This is a genomic window from Natrinema salinisoli, from assembly GCF_020405205.1.
GTDB lineage: Archaea > Halobacteriota > Halobacteria > Halobacteriales > Natrialbaceae > Natrinema > Natrinema salinisoli.
The window spans coordinates 2,137,360-2,155,618 of the sequence record NZ_CP084469.1; the positions used below are offsets into that span (position 1 = coordinate 2,137,360).

At 65.7% G+C, this 18,259-nt stretch carries 13 protein-coding genes; 8 read left to right on the forward strand and 5 right to left on the reverse strand.

Annotated features, from left to right (window positions below; all coding sequences use genetic code 11):
* Positions 1-78 precede the first annotated feature (78 nt).
* Positions 79-2,376 (reverse strand): amino acid permease, encoded by a 2,298-nt coding sequence (locus LDB05_RS10620; protein WP_226003965.1) that lies wholly within the window; start codon positions 2,374-2,376, stop codon positions 79-81.
* A 531-nt stretch (positions 2,377-2,907) separates the two neighbouring features.
* On the opposite strand from LDB05_RS10620, the gene LDB05_RS10625 reads away from it, so the two are divergent.
* The 6 genes from LDB05_RS10625 to LDB05_RS10650 all read left to right on the forward strand — a co-directional run bounded on the left by LDB05_RS10625 (position 2,908) and on the right by LDB05_RS10650 (position 10,590).
* The gene (locus LDB05_RS10625) at positions 2,908-4,290 is read left to right on the forward strand and encodes an aspartate aminotransferase family protein (RefSeq protein WP_226003966.1); all 1,383 of its coding nucleotides are present in this window, start codon (positions 2,908-2,910) and stop codon (positions 4,288-4,290) included.
* A gap of 21 nt (positions 4,291-4,311) precedes the next feature.
* Positions 4,312-4,701 carry a Rid family detoxifying hydrolase gene (locus LDB05_RS10630; protein WP_226003967.1) on the forward strand — a complete coding sequence of 130 codons (390 nt, stop codon included), beginning with the start codon at positions 4,312-4,314 and terminating at the stop codon, positions 4,699-4,701.
* A 273-nt stretch (positions 4,702-4,974) separates the two neighbouring features.
* Positions 4,975-6,255, forward strand: a complete 1,281-nt coding sequence (locus LDB05_RS10635) for an amidohydrolase (RefSeq protein ID WP_226003968.1) — start codon at positions 4,975-4,977, stop codon at positions 6,253-6,255.
* A gap of 142 nt (positions 6,256-6,397) precedes the next feature.
* Positions 6,398-7,045: a DUF8102 family protein gene (locus LDB05_RS10640; protein ID WP_226003969.1), complete on the forward strand. Its 648-nt coding sequence runs from the start codon at positions 6,398-6,400 to the stop codon at positions 7,043-7,045.
* Between the two features lie 386 nt (positions 7,046-7,431).
* A complete protein-coding gene (locus LDB05_RS10645) occupies positions 7,432-9,075 on the forward strand; it encodes a BCCT family transporter (protein WP_226003970.1) in 1,644 nt (547 codons plus the stop codon).
* A 156-nt stretch (positions 9,076-9,231) separates the two neighbouring features.
* Positions 9,232-10,590 carry an aminotransferase class III-fold pyridoxal phosphate-dependent enzyme gene (locus tag LDB05_RS10650; RefSeq protein WP_226003971.1) on the forward strand — a complete coding sequence of 453 codons (1,359 nt, stop codon included), beginning with the start codon at positions 9,232-9,234 and terminating at the stop codon, positions 10,588-10,590.
* A gap of 141 nt (positions 10,591-10,731) precedes the next feature.
* On the opposite strand, the gene LDB05_RS10655 is transcribed toward LDB05_RS10650, so the two are convergent.
* From LDB05_RS10655 to LDB05_RS10670, 4 genes are all read right to left on the reverse strand, one after another.
* On the reverse strand, positions 10,732-11,076 hold the full coding sequence (locus tag LDB05_RS10655; RefSeq protein WP_226003972.1) for a DUF5615 family PIN-like protein: 345 nt from the start codon (positions 11,074-11,076) through the stop codon (positions 10,732-10,734).
* Positions 11,073-11,372, reverse strand: coding sequence for a DUF433 domain-containing protein (locus LDB05_RS10660; protein ID WP_425498559.1), 300 nt, complete (start codon positions 11,370-11,372; stop codon positions 11,073-11,075). Before LDB05_RS10660 ends, LDB05_RS10655 begins: the two co-directional genes overlap by 4 nt.
* Positions 11,373-11,434: 62 nt before the next feature.
* Complete coding sequence (ilvA, locus tag LDB05_RS10665) at positions 11,435-12,682, reverse strand: threonine ammonia-lyase (RefSeq protein WP_226003974.1); 1,248 nt, start codon at positions 12,680-12,682, stop codon at positions 11,435-11,437.
* Positions 12,679-14,007 (reverse strand): amidohydrolase, encoded by a 1,329-nt coding sequence (locus LDB05_RS10670; protein ID WP_226003975.1) that lies wholly within the window; start codon positions 14,005-14,007, stop codon positions 12,679-12,681. The genes ilvA and LDB05_RS10670 overlap by 4 nt, the downstream gene beginning before the upstream one ends.
* Positions 14,008-14,118: 111 nt before the next feature.
* Here LDB05_RS10670 and LDB05_RS10675 point away from each other — a divergent pair, with 111 nt between their 5' ends.
* Together LDB05_RS10675 and LDB05_RS10680 are read left to right on the forward strand one after the other, a co-directional pair.
* Entirely contained in the window at positions 14,119-15,096 is a 978-nt protein-coding gene (locus LDB05_RS10675; RefSeq protein WP_226003976.1) for an NAD(P)-dependent oxidoreductase, read from the forward strand.
* Between the two features lie 2 nt (positions 15,097-15,098).
* Positions 15,099-18,248, forward strand: a complete 3,150-nt coding sequence (locus LDB05_RS10680; protein ID WP_226003977.1) for an FAD-binding and (Fe-S)-binding domain-containing protein — start codon at positions 15,099-15,101, stop codon at positions 18,246-18,248.
* The last annotated feature ends 11 nt before the right edge of the window (positions 18,249-18,259 follow it).

An 18,259-nucleotide genomic window follows, 5' to 3' on the forward strand; every position in this document is an offset into this window, starting at 1 on the left:
GGGAGGGGTTGCAACGGAAACGAGTGAGGGCGATTGCAACGGTATCGAGCCGATGTCCGACGGGGTTAGTTGCGCACGTCAGTCATCGTTGTGACCGAACAGGCGTTCACGGACGGTTCGCTTGCGGGCCGTCTCCGCGAGCAGCACCGAACAGTCGATGTCCTCGAGGACGTCCAAGACGAGCGAGCCGCGGACGATCCGCGAGAGCAGGCCCTTCCCGGTCGCACCGATCACGACCAGCGTGGCGTTCGCGGCCGCAGCTTCGATCGCGGTTTCGACGTCTCGGTCGTCGACGATCAGTTCGGCGTCGGCCAGTCCGTGCTCGGCCGCCCATTCCTCGAGGAACTGCTCGCCCTCGTCGGCGGATTCGTCCTCGGAGAGGGCGTGCAAGAGCGTGACCCGGGAATCGAACTCCTCGCGGAGCAGCCGGACGACGTCCGCACCCAGTACCGAGTCGGGACCGCCGGCGGTCGGCAACAGGATGTGCGACGGGTCGAACCCTCGCTCTTTCAGCACCAGGAAGTCACACGGGAGATCGTGGGTCAGTTCGTCGATTCGCGACTCGGCGCGGCCATGGGAGGTCGGCCCCCAGCCCATGACGACCTGATCGGCGTCGAAGGTCCGGGCGGCGTCGAAGACCTCCTCGAACGAGCGGTGTGAGAGCACCGTGTGCGTCTCGACGGGTGCGCCGAAGGTCTCGGCGTCGGTCCGGGCCTGCTCGAGTAACTTCTGGGATTCGGCGTCGATCCGTTCGTTTTGTTCGGCGCGTTTGAGCGGCGTCTGGTCGGGCACCTGCACGATGTGGACGGCGTGGACCGTGCCGCCGCGCTGCTTCGCGATGGCGCCGCCGAGCGTAATGAGGTCCTTCTCGGTTCGGGGGTTCGACAGCGGCACCATGACGCGGAAGTCGCCGCCGTTCGTCCCCGCAGTGGGCGTTTTGGCGGCATCGGGACGGACCGAGTCCGCCGCGGCCACTGCGGCGTCGGGCATCTCGTCGGAGCGGTCGAGGATCCAGCCGGCGAAGACCCCGGCGCTCTCGACGCGCTGGCGGGCGTACAGCAGGTACCAGACGGCCGCGAAGACGACGAGCCCCGCGGAGAGGAAGATGACGAACGGCTCGATGTACGCGATCAGCGCGAACGACGAGACCGTTCCGATGATCGGAACGAACGGATACAGTGGCACCTCGAAGTCGGGGTCGTACTCGGCGGGTTCGGCTTCCCGCATGACGATCAGCGCGATGTTCAACAGGCCGTAGACGATCAAGTGGAGCACGGACCCGGCCGTCGACAGGATCTCGAGGTTGCCAAAGAGGAGGAAGGCGATGATGAGCGAACCGGTGATCAGAATCGACTTGTAGGGCGTGCCGAACCGGGGATGGATGTCGTTGACCGACGGCGAGATGATCTTCTCCCGGCCCATCGCGAAGTTGATCCGCGACGACGAGAGGATCGACGCGTTCGCGCTCGAGGCCGTCGCCAGGAGCCCGCCGAGCAGCAACAGTCCCCAGCCGAGCGTGCCCAGACTGAATTCGAAGAGGCTGTACTGGCCGAAGAGTAATTGAGCGGCCTTGACGACCGCCGTGTCGTTGTTCGCCACCAGTTCGTTGGGAACCGCCGCCAGCAAGACGAGGAGGAACAGGGCGTAGACGACGGTGACGATGACGACCGAGCCGATGACCGCCAGCGGGAGGTTACGGCCGGGGTCTTTGATCTCTTCGGCGACCGATGTGATCTGGACGAAGCCGAGATAGGAGACGAAGACGATGGCGGTCACCGGGAGCACCTCGCCGGTCGTTCCCGGCGGCGCGAACGGTCGCAGCGACTCCATATCGGCGTTCAGGAGTCCGACGACAGTGAAGGCCCCGAGGATGGCGAGCAGCGTGAACACGATCCCGATCTGCAGTCCGCCGGTCTCCTTGGCACCCATGTAGTTGATCGCGATGAACAGCACCGCGCCCGCGAGCCCGATCGTCTGGGCCGCGGATATCGTCACCGGACCGAGCCCGAGGGCGGGGGCGCCCACGAGCTGATTGACGTACTCGCCGAACCCGTACATGTAGAACGCGGACGCGAAGGCCAGCCCCAGCCAGTTGGCCCAGCCGCTTATCGACCCGAACAGCGGGCCGAGCGCGCGATTGATGTAGAAGTAGGCACCGCCCGATTTCGGCATCGCCGTCCCCAGTTCCGAGGCCGACAGCGCCGTGAACAGTGCGGTGACCCCGCCGATGACGAACGTCAGCGCGGCTAGCGGTCCCGCTCGGGCGACCGCGGTGCCCGGTAACACGAAGATGCCGGCCCCGATCATCGTGCCGATGCCGATCGCGATCGCGGAGAACAGTCCGAGGTCCTTCGCGAGTTCCTCGTCGGCGCTCATGCGGCCGTCCCTCCGTCGTCTCCGATGTCGCCGACGCGGGGAGTTGATATCGTCTCGACGGAACCGAGTGAGAACGAGAATTTGCCCCCGTAGCGCCGCCTCGCTCGGTGTTCCTGTCTGTCAATCGCGTTCGGTACCGAAGACCGTGGCGGACCGCGGGCGCGATATCGGGCGTTCATTGATTCTGATTTGAGTCGGAGACGGTGATAAACTCCCTGATTGAATTGCTGGATCATTATTTTCGTGAAATTATATTGGCGATCGCAAAGAATAGGCGGCGTCCATTGTTCGGATCCTGAGTCACCGTCGGACGGCCGGCGGAATCACTGTCTGGGACGGCGAACGACCTCCCTGCGGATTCGCCGTTCTCGAACCCTCGAGCGAGCCGTTCCGGGCGCCAACGGGACCGAAACGAGTGAGTTTCGCTCTCCCGTATTCGGGTTCGACACCCTGTTTGTATTCAGTAACTGTATACAGTACTCATGAATACTGTGGACAAGTTATTTATGAGTGTTCCACCTGCTCCTACGCATGACGGCAGGACCGCCGATAGACGAACTCCACTTCGAGGACGCACCGACCGTCGACTCCGTTCCCGGCCCGAACACCCGAGCGCTGCTCGAGAAACAGCGCGAGATCGACAGTAGCGCGGTTGCCTACCCCGACGACATCCCGATCGCGTTCGAGGAGGGCAAGGGCGCGACGGTACGGGACGCAGACGGCAACACCTACATCGACCTCTTCGCGGGGATCGGCGTGCTCAACGTCGGGCACTCGAATCCCTACGTGCTCGAGGCAGTCCACGAGCAGGCGGACAAGTTCGTGCACACGGTCGACTTCCCGACCGAAGCGCGCCTCGAGCTGATCGAGAAACTCGACGAGATCGCCCCTGACGGCCTGCAGGGCCAGAACAAGGTCGTCTTCGGCGGCCCGACGGGGAGCGACGCGATCGAAGCCTCGATCAAACTCTCCAAGTACAACACCGGCGGCGACGGGCTGATCGCGTTCCGCGGCGGCTACCACGGCGCGACGACCGGCGCGATGAGCGTCACGTCGAACAAGAAGTTCAAAGAACACTACACGCCGCTTCTCTCGGACGTCGTCCACGCGCCCTATCCGCACCCGTTCCGGCAGGACAAGACGCCGGAGGAAGCGGTCGATCACGCGCTCGAGGAGGTCCAGGCCATGGTCGAGGATCCCTACGGCGGGCTGGCGAACCCGGCCGGGATCATCGTCGAACCGATTCAGGGCGAGGGCGGCATCGTCACGCCCCCGGAGGGCTTCCTGCAGGGGCTTCGCGACATCGCGGACGACAACGACGTCACGCTGGTCTTCGACGAGATTCAGAGCGGTCTCGGCCGCACCGGTCAGTGGTGGGCCAGCGACTGGGAGGGCGTCACCCCCGACGCGATGACGAGCGCGAAGGCGCTGGGCGGCGTCGGATTCCCGCTCTCGGCGACGATGTACCACGAGGATCTCGACACGTGGGGCTCGGGCGACCACGCCGGCACCTACCGCGGCCACGTCGTCGGCATGCGAGCCGGGACTCGCGCCATCGAGTACATGCAGGACCACGACCTGCTCGCGCACGCTCGCGACCTGGGCGAGTACATCCAGGGTCGCCTCCGCGAGGCCGGCGACGGGAACGAGCACCTCGCCGACATCCGCGGCAAGGGCCTGTTCATCGGCGCGGAATTCGTCGACGCCGACGGGAACCCGGACGGCGATATCGTCGACGCGATCCAGCAGTACTGCTTCGAGCGTGGGGTCCTGATCTGGACCGCCGGTCGTCACGGCAACGTGCTCCGGTTCCTGCCGCCGCTCGTGCTCACCCACGAGCTGGCCGAGACGGCGCTCGACGTCGTCGTCGAAGCGATCGAGGACGTGACCGCCGAAGCGAAACGAACCGCCTGAGACTGCGGCGATACGAGGCCCATGTCCGACACCGATCCCATCGAGACCGACGACGCACCGAACACCGACAACCCCTACTCGCAGGGCGTTCGCGCCGGCGATACGCTCTACGTCTCCGGGTACGGCCCCGTCGATCCCGAGACGGGTGCGCCAGTCGACGGCGATATCGAAGCACAGACCGACCAGGTGCTCGACAACATCGCCGCCGTCGTCGACGAAGCCGGCGGGGACGGCCTCGCGGACGTCGTCAAAGTGACCGTCTACCTGACGGACCTCGAGGACTACGAGCGCGTCAACGAGGCCTACGGCGCGCGATTCGGCGCGGACCCGCCGGCTCGAGTCTGCGTCGAGGTCTCGCGGCTCCCCGAGGACGTCCGGGTGGAACTGGACGCGACCGCGTACCTCGGGTAGCCGTCCTCGAGCGGTTCGAAGCCACTTATCGTGCTGTGTACTGGCTCTCCAGTCTCGGCCGTCCGTCTCGCATCGAGTCGGACGGATTGCACGCGGTGGTGGTCAGCGCCGTCCCGGTCTGCGGCGGGACGACGGTCGTCCGTCCGAAGCGTCCCCGGCAGCGTTCCGAGACATCGGGACCCGTCCGGTAGCGCGGAATTACATCGATCGCGACTAACCAGTATACGAATATTGACTACGGTTAAGTATCTCGCAGGCGTAGAGCCGGCAAGAATGTCCTACGACGTGGGGTCCCGACTGAGCGATCTCCGGCGGGCGTTTCACCGCCATCCGGAACCAGGGTGGCGAGAGTTCCGGACGACCGCGCGCGTCGTCGAGGAGCTCGAACGGATCGGCGTCGACGAGATCGCCGTCGGTCGCGACGCGTTAGCGACCGACGAGCGCATGGCCGTCCCCCCCGAGTCGGAACTCGAGCCGTGGCTCGAGCGAGCGCGGGAGGCGGGGGTGCGCTCGGACATCCTCGAGCGCACGGCCGGCGGCCACACGGGCGTCATCGCGGTCCTCGAACGGGGACCCGGTCCCTGTATCGGGATCCGCGTCGATCTCGACGCGATCTCGATGCGGGAGTCGTCGGAGAGCGACCACCGGCCGGCGGCGGACGGGTTTCGATCCGAGCACGACGGCTACATGCACGCCTGCGGCCACGACGCCCACGTTGCGATGGCGCTGGGCACGCTCGAGACGGTCGCGGACAGCGAGTTCCAGGGGACGCTGAAGGTGTTCTTCCAGCCCGCCGAGGAGATCTCCGGCGGCGGAAAGGCGATGGCCGAGAGCGGGTACCTCGACGACGTCGACCACCTCCTCGCGTTGCACATCGGGCTCGATCACCCGACGGGTGAGATCGTCGCGGGGATCGAGAAGCCCCTGGCGATGGCCCACCTCACCGCGACGTTCGAAGGCGCGAGCGCCCACGCGGGCAAGGCACCCAACGAGGGGGCCAACGCCATGCAGGCGGCGGCGACCGCGATCCAGAACGCCTACGGCATCCCCCGGCACAGCGACGGATTGACGCGGGTGAACGTCGGGCAGATCGAGGGCGGAACCGCGAGCAACGTCATCGCCGAGGAGGTCACGATCGAGGCCGAAGTACGCGGCGAGACGACCGCGCTGATGGAGTACACGCGAACGGAACTCGAGCGGGTCTGCTACGCCGCTGCCGAGATGCACGACTGCGACGTGACGCCGCGAGTGATCAGCGAGTCACCGAGCGTCGACAGCCACCCCGCACTCCGCGATCTCGTCGGGAACGTCGCGTGGGACGTCGACGGCGTCGAACGAGTAATTTCCAGCGAGGAGTTCGGCGTGAGCGAGGACGTGACGTACCTGATGGAGCGCGTCCAGGACGACGGCGGCTTCGCCTCGTACGTCCTCGTCGGCACCGACCACCCGACGAGTCACCACACGCCGACGTTCGATATCGACGAATCGAGCCTCGAGATCGGGACGTCCCTGCTCTCCGAGACGGCAATCGAACTCTCTCAGCGGCCGGTCTGAGAGGGGGCGATGTGGGTGACTATACCCCGCCGAACGCGTTCCGTTTCGGCGTAAACTCGATGCCTGAGGACCGAAGGTATTCGACAACGATCACGTTCGGGAGAACGGAAACGTTAATTCGCGCTCGCCGTATGTGTGACGTATGAGCCAGGACGACGTGCCGGAGTCGCTACGGGCGGCGGCGGACTCGGACCGGCCGCGCGGGATTCTCACGCCCTCCGACCGCGACTTTCTGCTCGGTCGGAAGACCGACTACACGGACCACTCGAAGAAACAGAAGCGAAACCGGATTCGACGACGGGTTCGCAACGCGATCCTCGATTTCAGCATTCTCTTCGAGTACATGGAACAACGCGATCGGGAAACGGTCTTCGACCCCGACGACGAGGACCGCGACGCCTACACGCAGGGAATCACCGACATGCTCGCGTTCCTCCACCTCGGAACGATGGGGTATCACACGCCGTTCAAGGACATGCTCTCCGAGGGCGTCGGCAAGGCCGAGCAACGACTCGCCGGCTCGAACTACCGGATGGTCAACGTCGAGTTCAACGTCGAACCGGTCGGACAGATCGACGTCGACGAGGTCGTCGCGAAGCTCGAGAACGAGGAGTTCGCCCAGCTCACGGACGAAGAACTCCGCGCGTTCGTCCGACTCCTGACGATGTCCGAGGGCTTCTCGCCGGAAGCGGCCCGCGAGGAAATCAAAGACCGCGTCGACGAGTTCTCCGAGCAGGTAGCCGAGAGCGCCGATTCCCGGGAGCAGACGCTCGAGGAACTGACGAACTGACCCGCCCTATCGATTTTCGATTACGACTCGCGCCCGTCCGGAGCCGGCACGCCACCGGACCGATCGATGAGCCGCCTCGTTTCGGCCCGCTGTAAGCGGATATCGAATGATCACGGATGTTGTTAGTTACTACGAGTTGTGGTAGATTGTTGTCTTTTGTTCGATTATATGGGTTATTGTGGACAGATAGCGCTCATATTAGCGATAGCTGCGTTATACTCGACCGAACATCAAATAAACGCAATCCGTGGATAGTCTCGCAGAGTGAGAAACACTTATTGTATACGCTGTCAATGATGGCGGTATGCCATCACGCAGCATGGCGAACGGTAGGTGGAGAGGCGGTCAATCAGTGCGCCGTCACCCGGTTTCGGGGGTGAGGCCGAATGAGTGACGCGGAGCAGGGGATGGTCGAGGAGTTCCTCGAGGAGATCGATCCGATCGTCTTCGCGTTCGGCGCGTTGCTGACCGCCGGCGTGATCGTGGGCTTCTTCGTCAATCAGGCGCTCGTCACGGAGACGATCGGGACCCTCTACGAATGGGTGGTCACGTACCTGAACTGGGCGCTGTTGGTGATCGTGTTCCTGATCGTCCTCTTCCTGTTGTTCCTGATCGTCGGTCCGTGGGGGAAGATCAAGATGGGCGACTCGGACCCGGAGTACAGCTTCCTGTCGTACTTCGCGATGTTGTACTCCGCCGGATTCGCGGCGGGCGTCGTGTTCTGGGGGCCGACGGAGGCGCTGTTCTACTACGATAACCCCTCGCCGCTGTTCGGGATCGAAGGCGGGACGAGCGAGGCGGTTCCGTACGCGATCCAGCAGACGCTGTTCCACTGGGCGCTTCCCCAGTTGGCGGTGTTCACGATTATGGGGCTCGCGATCTCCTACTTCGCGTACAACTACGAGGGCGTCCCGCTCCGGGTCTCGTCGGCGCTGACGCCGATCCTCGGGAAGGAGAACCTCGACGGTCCAGCCGCGAAAGTCGTCGACATCCTCGCCGTCTTCGCGACGATCGGCGGCGTGGCGACGTCGCTTGGCTTCATCGGCAGTCAGTTCATCGCCGGTCTCAATTACCAGTGGGGGATCGACCTCGGGAACGTCGGGATCCTCCTCGTGGTGACCACGATGACGCTTCTGTTTACCATCTCGATGGTGCTCGGCGTCGACAGGGGAATTCGCCGACTGTCGAACTTCAACATGATCCTGTTCGTCATCCTCATGGTGGCGACGTTCATCCTGGGTCCGACCCTGTTCTTGCTCTTGCTGGGTTCGCAGGCGATGGGCGGCATGATCGCCGACTTCACGTCCATGAGCCTCTACACCGGCACCGGTTCCGACGGCGGGACGGGGTGGATGAACTCGTGGACGGTCTTCTACTGGGCGTGGGCGCTCTCGTGGTCCCCGTTCGCCGGACTGTTCATCGCCCGCATTTCCAAGGGCCGAACCGTCCGCGAAGTCGCGTTCACGGGTATCGGCGCGACCTCGGCGGCGACCATTCCGTGGTTCACCGTCGTCGGCGGAACCGCGCTGCAGTACCACCACACCGGCGTTGCGGACTTCAGTCCCGTTATCAACAACTTCACGCCGGAGATATCGGGCTTCATCCTCTTCGACGCCTTCCCGCTCGGGACGGTGTTCATGATCGCGTTCATGATCCTCGTCACGACGTTCTTCATCACGTCGGCGGACTCGTCGACGCTCGCCGTCTCCATGATGACGACCGGTGGGAAGGCGAGGCCCTCGACTATTAACCGAGTCTTCTGGGGGGTCGTCCTCGGTTTGACCGCCGCGATCCTCATGATCCTCGGCGGCGAGGGCGGGACGAGCGCGCTTCAGGACGCGGTCATCATCACCGGTGCGCCGTTCGCCTTCGTCTGCTTCGCCGCGATGCTCTCGCTGATCAAGGACTTCGGTTCGAGCTACGGCCGGGTGTTACTCCAGGACGAAACCGTCCTCGTCGGCTCGAGTCGGAAAGCCGAAACCGAGTCGCCGCCCGGTTCCGGCGGCCCGGTCGAATCGGACGACGACTGATCGCGTCGACGCCCTCCACCTCGTGGCCGACGAACCGCGTCGGCCGTCATGCTGTCCGTTTTCTCGCGCGGAGAGCGACTCTCCGCAGCCGTTCGTCGCTAACATCCTCGCCAATCTATAACAAGTTTTAATGTACGAGATACACATAAACTGTGTATGGATAGGGACACGGCGGAACCCGACGCGGCCGCGCTTCCGGGTCCGAACGCGCAGCAATGGGTCGACTTCCACCAGGAGTACTCCGCCCCGAGCGAGTACTCCCACGAATTCGTCTGGGACGTGACGCGGGACGCCGACGGCCCCTTCGTCACGGACGTCGACGGGAACGTTCTCCTCGATTTCACCTGTCACATCGGCGCTGCTCCGCTGGGGTACAACAACGAGAAGGTGCTCGGGAAGCTCCGCGAGTTCGATCTCGTCGAGCCGATGAAGATCGCGGGCCAGGACATGTACTTCGGTTCCGGTCCGAGCCCCGATGAGGCCGACTTCCCCGGTTCGAGTCATCTCATGCAGAAACTGACCGATGTCTCGAGTCAGTACGGCATGGACACGGTCTTCCTCTCGAATTCCGGGGCCGAGGCGATGGAGAACGCGATGAAGATCACCCACGACTATCGAGCGCCCGCGAAGTACGGCGTGGCCTTCGGCGGCAGCTTCCACGGGCGCACGCTCGGGACCCTGTCGCTGACGAAGTCCAAGGAGGTCTACACGCGTCACTACCCCGAGATCAGCGGGATCGAGACCGTCCCCTTCTGCGCCGACCGCGGTTGCGACGCCGACAGTTGCGACTGCGGCTTCTTCGCGGGCGGCTCGCAGCTCCGAAACATGCTCGCGCCCGAAGGCGGCCACGTCAACCCCGACGAGATAGCCTTCCTCACCCTCGAACCGATCCAGGGGGTCGGCGGCTACCGCTTCCCCAGCGAGGCGTTCATGGAGGAGGTCGCGGCCGTCACGGACGAGTACGACATCCCGTTGGTCGTCGACGAGATCCAGTCCGGCGTCGGCCGCACCGGCGAGATCTGGGCGTCCGATCACTACCCCATCGAACCCGACGTCATCGCCAGCGCGAAAGCGCTGCGCGTCGGCGCGACGATCTCCCGCTCTGAGGTCTTCCCCAGCGAGAAGAATCGCTTAGGCTCCACCTTCGGCGGCGGCGACATCCTGGGCTCGATGATGGGCGCGTTCACCCTCGAGGCCATCCGGGAACACGACCTGTTGGACAACGCGACCCGCCGGGGCGAGCAGGCGAAAGAACTCCTCCGCGACGACGCACCCGACCACGTCGAGGACGTCCGCGGCAAGGGCCTGATGCTCGCCGTCGAGTTCGATACGGCCGAGCGCCGGTCGGCGGTGGTCCAGGCCGCCCTCGAGCGCGGCCTGCTGACCCTCGGTTGCGGGAAGAAGACCATCCGACTGCTCCCGCCGCTGGACTCGACCGAACGCGAGATCGAACTGGGGATCGGCATCTTCCTCGAGGCGATCGAGGCGGTCGGCCCGAGCGCGAAAGTGGCCTGATCCGGTCCCGAGTTTTCGGGCATCGATTTTTCGTTTCTGTACTCGAGCCGGCGGCGTTTCTCGATCGCCGGTCGACGGTTCGATAAACGAATCGTGATCGGACCGTGTTGACGGCCGAGACGCCGTCGACTGGCTCCCGTCTCACACCCACGGATCGAGTTCTTCGCGCTCGGGTAAGACGTCCCGGCTGGGGTAGGCGTCGATCATTTCCAAGAGACCGGATGCAACGCGATACGCGGGCATCGTATCGTCATAGAGTATCACGATACCCTCGTGGGCGTCCGGAGGGAGATCACCGAAGTCCGTTACGTCGCTCGTGACGACGACGAGGTCGTACTCTCGAGCGTACGGCAATACGTCGTCTTCGTCGTCTGCTCCTTGCCAGAGTGCATCACGGACGTGTTCGACGTGAACGCCCTCTTTTCGGAGATACGTCGCCGTCTTCGGGTCGATATTCTCGTCGAGGAGAAATCGCCAGCCGCTCATCGGTCGTCAGTATCCGGATGTATTCCCTCGGGCCGATCGATCGCTTCGCGAATGTCCGTCATGGCGTCCGCTCGCTCACGCTCTACATCACGCATTTCTCGCGGATGGTCGTGATAGTACGCCAGTGCGTGATAGACGTCGGCCACGTCGAGATCGTAGCGGTCGGCGACTGCTTCGGGGTCTTCCCCTCGTTCTTCGACGAGGGAATATACCTGCCGAACGCTGATACGCCGGCCGCGGATATGCGGTTCACTCAAACGTTCGTGAGTGATCCGTCGAGTGTCGTGCTCGGCCATCGTTCGTCGTCCAATACGGCTCGATCACGCAAAAATATACTGTCGATACGCTCGAACGACGGTCAGCCCCGATCGACGTTCGGTGCTGTCCGTTCGACGACCGAAACCCCCTCGAGTTCCGACAGCGACTCGAGCACCCCCTCGAGATGCTCGGGGCCACTCCCCTCGAGGCCGATCGTCACTGGCGTCCGGTTCGGGTGATCCACCGACGTCCGACGGGCGCGCTCGAGGACGTCCAGTTCGGCACCCTCGGCCGCGACGGTCTCGACCACGTCGCTCACTGCGGTCGGCCACCCCTCGAGCGCGAGCCTCGCGTCCGCGTAGCGCTCGAGTTCGTGCAGGCCGGTTCGGGTCAGTTCGGCGTGGTCGGTGAGGTTCACGTTTCCGCCGGAGATCACGATCCCGACGTGTTCGCCCTCGAGATCTACCTCGTCCGAGAGGGCCGCAGCGAGCGGCGCGGCACCGGCGCTCTCGGCCACGGTTTTCGCGCGCTCAGCGAGCAGGGTGACCGCAGCCGCGATCTCCCGGTCGCTCACGCTCACCACGTCGTCGACGACCTCGCGAGCGATCTCGAACGTCGTCTCGAGCATTCGGGTGTCGGCGATCCCCTCCGCGACGGTGTCGATGTTCGACAGCTGGCGGATCTCGCCGGCCTCGAGCGACGGCTTCGCGTGCGCCGCGCCCTCGGGTTGCACGCCGATGACGCGCACGTCGCGCTCGGCGGCTTTCAGGACGGTCCCGATACCGGAGATGAGCCCGCCGCCGCCGATGGCGACCAGCACGGTGTCGATCTCCGAGTACTGCTCGAGCAACTCGAGCCCGATCGTCCCCTGACCCGCGACGATGGCCTCGTCGTCGAAGGGATGGACGAACGTCTCTCCAGTCTCTTCGGCGCGTTCGAGGGCGAACTCGTAGGACCGCTCGTAGATGTCGCCCTCGACGACGACCTCGGCACCGTACCCGCGAGTGGCTTCGATCTTCGCCGCGGGAGTGACCTCGGGGACGACGATCGTCGTCTCGATGTCGAGGAGGTCGCCGGCCAGCGCCACGCCCTGCGCGTGATTGCCCGCGCTCGAGGCGATGACCCCGGCCTCGCGCTCCGCGGAGGACAACTGCGCCATCGTGTTGTACGCCCCGCGGATCTTGAACGAGCCCGTCCGCTGGACGTTCTCGAGTTTGAGTCCGACCGAGGCCGCGCCGCTCAGCTCGGCGAACGTCCGCGAGGTGTCCAGCGGCGTCCGGTGGACGACGTCGGCGATGCGCTCCCGAGCCGCCTCGATCTCCTCGTGGGTTACGCGGCTCCTGCTCATTCCCCGGCCTCCGGGCGTTCGACGGCCTCCATCTCGTCGACCTGCGGAACGGGATGGCGGTGCTCGAGTTCCCGAATCGTCCCGACCAGCACGTCGACGCCGTGTTGCAGGCTCGCCTCGTCGACGTCGAACGTCGGCGTGTGGTGGCTCGTCGGGTGGTCGGTCCCGACGATCATGTACGTCGCCAGGCCGCCGTCCTGTTGGACGCGTTCCATCAGAAACGTCGCGTCCTCGCTCGCGCCGAAGTCGGCGGCCGGGAGGACGTGCTCGATCCCCTCGACGCCACCGGCGATCTCGCTCACCAGCGCCTGCAGTTCGGGATCGCTGTCGGCCCGCGGCGACTTGCTCACGACGTCGACGTCCGCCCGGCAGCCGTGCATCTTCGCCGCCGACTTGATCGTGCGCTCGAGTCGCCGCTCCATGAACTCCATCAGTTCGGTCGTTTCGCCCCGCGCTTCGGCCTCCATCTCGGCGCGCTCGGCGATGACGTTGCTCGCGGTCCCCGCCTCGGCCTTGCCGATGTTCACCCGCGTCATCCCGTCGCTGTGCCGGGGGATGCCGTAGGCGTTCACGATCGCCGTCCCCATCGCGTGCATCGCGTTGGCCCCCTCGTTGGGTGCCTTACCCGCGTGCGCGGAGGTTCCCGTAACCGTCGCGTCGACGTGACACATCGCCAGCGGCTTCTCGATCCCGGCGACGACCTCGCCCGTGGGGTGGTCGAGGCCGACGTGGACCGCCAGCAGGTAATCCAGGTCGTCGGCGAACTCGCTTTTCGCCATCGGGCAGCCGCCGCCGCCCGTCTCCTCGGCGGGCTGGAAGAAAACTACTAACCGTCCGGAAAAGTCGCTCTCCGCGATGGTCTCGAGGACGGCCAGCCCCCAGGTCATGTGGACGTCGTGGCCGCAGGCGTGCATCGTCCCGTCGATCTCCGAGCGGAAGCCTTCGTCGACGGGATCGTGGTCTTCGTCCCTCGATTCCTCGATGAACAGCCCGTCGATGTCGACGCGCAGCCCGATCGCCGGCCCCTCGCCGCGCTCGAGGACCGCGACGGCCCCGGTGTTGCCGCCGGTCATCCGCTCGAGGACAGCCTCGTCCGCGCCGCGCTCGCGAGCGCGTTCGACCCACGGCTCGAGGTCGTCGTCGGTGACGGCCATCCGATCGGCGGGGTCGTAGGCGTCCGGGCCGACGGCCAGTTCGTCGACGCCGATGTCTCGGATCTCTTCGACGAGTCTGGCCGTCGTGAGGAATTCGCGCCACGCGGGTTCGGGGTGGCGGTGGAAGCTGCGACGGAGGCTGACGAGTCGGTCCCGTACTGGCTCGGTCATGCGAGTTGCTGACGCGACCCAGCAACTTAATTATACACAATCAGTGTTTACGATGGATACACAAAAAGATAAGAGAGGCCGTGACAATCGTAGGGCAACGCAGAAGCTTCCATGAGCACGGATCCAGATATCGTCGTTCTCCGAGAGGGAACGGAAGGACTGTCGATGGAGTCGTACGCCGAAACCCTGCGCGAGCGACTGCCCGAGCACACCGTCGCACTCGCGCGGACGCCAAAGGAAGAGCGCGAGCTCGTGCCGAAAGCGCGGGTCGTGACCGGCATTACGATCGAGGAGTCCCTTCTCGAGCGCGCCGACCGACTCGAACTGTTCGCGTGTACGTTCGCCGGCACCGATCACGTCCCGATGGACGCGCTGGCCGACCACGGCGTGGCCGTGACGAACGCCGGCGGCATTCACGCCCCCGGCATCGCCGAGCAGACGATCGGCAACATGCTCGTCTTTGCGCGGCGACTTCACGAGGGCTGGCGGCGCAAGGAGAACAGCGAGTGGCGTCACTTCCAGTCGCACGAGTTTACCGACAGCACCGTCACGATTGTCGGCCTCGGCTCGATCGGGCAGGCGGTCGTCCAACGCCTCGAGGGATTCGAGGTCGAGACGATCGGTATCCGCTATACGCCCTCCAAGGGCGGCCCGACCGACGAAGTGCTCGGGTTCGACGAGGACGACGTCCACGAGGCATTCTCCCGGAGCGACTACGTCGTCCTCGCGTGCCCGCTCAACGACCTGACCCGCGGGCTCGTGGGCGAGGACGAACTGGCGACCCTTCCGCCGAACGCGGTCGTCGTCAACGCGGCCCGCGGCGGCATCGTCGACACCGACGCGCTCGTCTCGGCGCTGCAGTTCGAGGGAATCCGCGGGGCCGCCCTCGACGTCACCGATCCCGAACCGCTCCCCGCCGACCACCCGCTCTGGGACCTCGAGAACTGCCTCATCACGCCCCACACCGGCGGTCACACGCCCAAACACTGGGACCGACTGGCCGACATCGTCGCGGGCAACGTCGACGCGCTCGAGTCGGGCGGCGAGCTCGAAAACGCCGTCTATCGGCCGGACGCGACTCGAGAGTAACGATGGCGACGCACGACTCTTCACGAGCCGACGACACCGGCAGCGCTGATCCGGCGGCGGGCTCGCAGGCGAGCGATCCCGCGGCGGACCCGCGCGCCGAGTACGACTACGTCGGCGGGGATATCGACCGCCCCGAACTCGTCGCGGCGCTCGACGAGCGGATCGACGGCGAGATCCGGTTCGACGAGTACAGCCGGCGGCTCTACGCGACCGACGCGAGCGCCTACGAGGTGACGCCCGTCGGCGTCGTCCTCCCGCGCACGACCGAGGACGTCGCCGCGGTCGTCGACTACTGCGCCGACAACGGGATTCCGGTCCTCCCGCGCGGCGGCGGCACCAGCCTCGCCGGACAGGCGGTCAACGAGGCCGTCGTCCTCGATCTGACGACCCACATGGACGGCCTGCTCGAGCTGTCGGCCGACGATCGCCAAGCGACGGTGCAGGCGGGGACCGTCCTCGCGGACCTGAACAGGGCGCTCGAGCCCCACGAGCTGAAGTTCGCGCCCGACCCGGCGGCCGGAAACCGCAGCACGATCGGCGGCGCGATCGGCAACAACTCCACCGGTGCACACTCCCTGCAGTACGGCAAGACCGACGCCTACGTCGAGGACGTGGAAGTCGTCCTCGCCGACGGCTCCGTCGAACGCTTCGGCGAAGTGACGGTCGCTCAACTCCGCGAGCGCGCCGATCCGGACGGCGACTCCCTCGAGCGAATTTACGAGGCGCTGCGCCGCGTCGTCGACGAGGAAGCCGCGGCGATCAGCGAGGTGTTCCCACAGCTCAAGCGGAACGTCTCCGGCTACAACCTCGACCGGCTCGTCGCGGAAGCCTACGGTGACCCAGAGGCGTTCGACGAGAACACGGACGAGACGGTCGACATCGACGGCGAACCCGACTCCGACGCGACGGTCAACCTGGCCCGCGTCTTCGCCGGCAGCGAGGGAACGCTCGGCGTGGTCACGGAGGCGACCGTCTCGCTCGAGCCCGTCCCCGAGACGACCGGCGTCGTCCTGTTGACGTACACGGACCTGCTCGAAGCGATGGCCGACGTCGACACCATCGTCCGCAACTTCGATCCGGCGGCGATCGAGGCGATCGACGACGTCTTGCTCGAGCTCGCTCGCGACACCGAGGAGTTCGCCGACGTCGCGGGGAACCTCCCCGAAGGAACAGAGACGGCGCTGCTCGTCGAGTTCTACGCCGACAGCGAGGACGACGCGCGAGGAAAAGTCGCCGAGATGCTGTCCGATCGACTGCCGGATTCGCAGGCCCCGACACCGAACGGCGGAACGACCGCTCAGGAGCCGGAAACCGGTGGCGACCCCGTCCGCGCGTTCGACGCCCTCGAGGCCTACGAGCCCGCCGACCGGGCCGAACTCTGGAAGCTCCGCAAGAGCGCGGCACCGATCTTGCTCTCTCGGACCTCCGACGCCAAGCACATCTCCTTCATCGAGGACACGGCCGTCCCGACCGAAAACCTCGCGGACTACGTGGCCGACTTCCAGGAGGTACTCGAGGAACGGGACACGTTCGCGAGCTTCTACGCCCACGCCGGCCCGGGCTGTATGCACATGCGACCGCTGGTCGACACCAAGAGCCCGGCCGGGCTGAACCAGTTCGAGGCGATCTCGGACGCCGTGACCGACCTCGTCGTCGAGTACGGCGGCTCCGTCTCGGGCGAACACGGCGACGGCCGCGCCCGAACCCAGTGGAACCGGAAACTCTACGGCGACGACGTCTGGTCACTCTTCCGCGACCTGAAAACGGCGTTCGACCCGGACTGGCTACTCAATCCCGGAAACGTCTGCGGCGATCACGACATGACCGAGCACCTGCGGTTCTCCCCCGACTACGAGTTCGACGCCGGCTTCGAGCCTGCCCTCGAGTGGGACGTCGACAACGGCATGCAGGGGATGGTCGAGCTCTGTCACGGCTGTGCCGGCTGTCGCGGTTCGCAGGAGACGACCGGCGGCGTGATGTGTCCGACGTATCGCGCGGCGGAGGAGGAGAGTCTCAGCACCCGCGGGCGCGCGAACATGCTCCGCGGCGCGATGAACGGCGAACTCGACGCGGAGTCGACCGATCCCGAGTTCCTGGCCGAAGTGATGGACCTCTGTGTCGGCTGCAAGGGCTGTGCGCGGGACTGTCCGAGCGAGGTCGACATGGCGAAGCTCAAGGCCGAGGTCGAACACGCGAACCACCAGGAAAACGGTGCGACCCTCCGCGATCGGCTCTTCGCCAATGTCGACCGGCTCAACGCCGTCGGCTCCGCGCTCGCGCCCGTCTCGAACTGGGCCGCGTCGCTGCCCGGCGCCGATACGATCGCCGAAAAGACCGTCGGCATTGCACGCGAGCGCGATCTCCCGACGTTCGCCAGCGAGAGTTTCGAAGACTGGTTCGAGGCGCGCGGCGGTTCTCGAATCCCGCTCGAGGAAGCGTCCCGAAAGGTGCTCCTCTTCCCCGACACGTACACCAATTACAACCATCCGCGGGCGGGGAAAGCTGCCGTGCAGGTGCTCGAGACGGCGGGCGTCCACGTGGCCGTACCCGAACGCGTCACGTCGACCGGCCGGCCGGCCCACTCGAAGGGCTTTCTGGACGTCTCGCGCGAGCGCGCCCGAACGAACGTCGAGGCGCTGGCCCCCCGAATCGAGGACGGCTGGGAGATCGTGCTGGTCGAGCCGTCGGACGCGGTCATGCTCCAGTCGGACTATCTGGACCTCCTCGACGGACGCGATGCCGAGCGGGTCGCGGCGAACACCTACGGAATCATGGAGTACCTCGATCGGTTCGAACTGGCGGACGGGCTGCCGGTCGCCGACCCCGACGAGCGGGTGACTTACCACGGCCACTGCCACCAGAAAGCGACGAAGAAGGACGGCCACGCGGCGACCGTCCTGCGGGCGGTCGGCTACGAGGTCGACGCGCTGGATTCGGGCTGCTGCGGGATGGCCGGCTCCTTCGGCTACGAGGCCGAGCACTACTCGTTGAGTCAGTCGATCGGGCGGATCCTCTTCGATCAGATCGACGGGAGCGACGGCGAGGCGGTCGTCGCGCCGGGTGCGTCCTGCCGGACCCAGCTCTCGGAATACGACGGCTGTGACGATCCGCCGCATCCGGTGGAGAAAGTCGCGGCGGCGCTCTCGCGGTAGTCCGCGTTATT

What these genes read in the sequence shown, in the direction of transcription:
- LDB05_RS10655 (WP_226003972.1), bottom strand. Translation starts at nt 11,076, where the DNA reads ATGAGCGGCTGGCGATTTCTCCTCGACGAGAATATCGACCCGAAGACG.
- LDB05_RS10670 (WP_226003975.1), bottom strand. Translation starts at nt 14,007, where the DNA reads ATGACCGAGCCAGTACGGGACCGACTCGTCAGCCTCCGTCGCAGCTTC.
- LDB05_RS10650 (WP_226003971.1), top strand. Translation starts at nt 9,232, where the DNA reads ATGGATAGGGACACGGCGGAACCCGACGCGGCCGCGCTTCCGGGTCCG.
- LDB05_RS10675 (WP_226003976.1), top strand. Translation starts at nt 14,119, where the DNA reads ATGAGCACGGATCCAGATATCGTCGTTCTCCGAGAGGGAACGGAAGGA.
- ilvA (WP_226003974.1), bottom strand. Translation starts at nt 12,682, where the DNA reads ATGAGCAGGAGCCGCGTAACCCACGAGGAGATCGAGGCGGCTCGGGAG.
- LDB05_RS10630 (WP_226003967.1), top strand. Translation starts at nt 4,312, where the DNA reads ATGTCCGACACCGATCCCATCGAGACCGACGACGCACCGAACACCGAC.
- LDB05_RS10625 (WP_226003966.1), top strand. Translation starts at nt 2,908, where the DNA reads ATGACGGCAGGACCGCCGATAGACGAACTCCACTTCGAGGACGCACCG.
- LDB05_RS10635 (WP_226003968.1), top strand. Translation starts at nt 4,975, where the DNA reads ATGTCCTACGACGTGGGGTCCCGACTGAGCGATCTCCGGCGGGCGTTT.
- LDB05_RS10645 (WP_226003970.1), top strand. Translation starts at nt 7,432, where the DNA reads ATGAGTGACGCGGAGCAGGGGATGGTCGAGGAGTTCCTCGAGGAGATC.
- LDB05_RS10620 (WP_226003965.1), bottom strand. Translation starts at nt 2,376, where the DNA reads ATGAGCGCCGACGAGGAACTCGCGAAGGACCTCGGACTGTTCTCCGCG.
- LDB05_RS10660 (WP_425498559.1), bottom strand. Translation starts at nt 11,372, where the DNA reads ATGGCCGAGCACGACACTCGACGGATCACTCACGAACGTTTGAGTGAA.
- LDB05_RS10680 (WP_226003977.1), top strand. Translation starts at nt 15,099, where the DNA reads ATGGCGACGCACGACTCTTCACGAGCCGACGACACCGGCAGCGCTGAT.
- LDB05_RS10640 (WP_226003969.1), top strand. Translation starts at nt 6,398, where the DNA reads ATGAGCCAGGACGACGTGCCGGAGTCGCTACGGGCGGCGGCGGACTCG.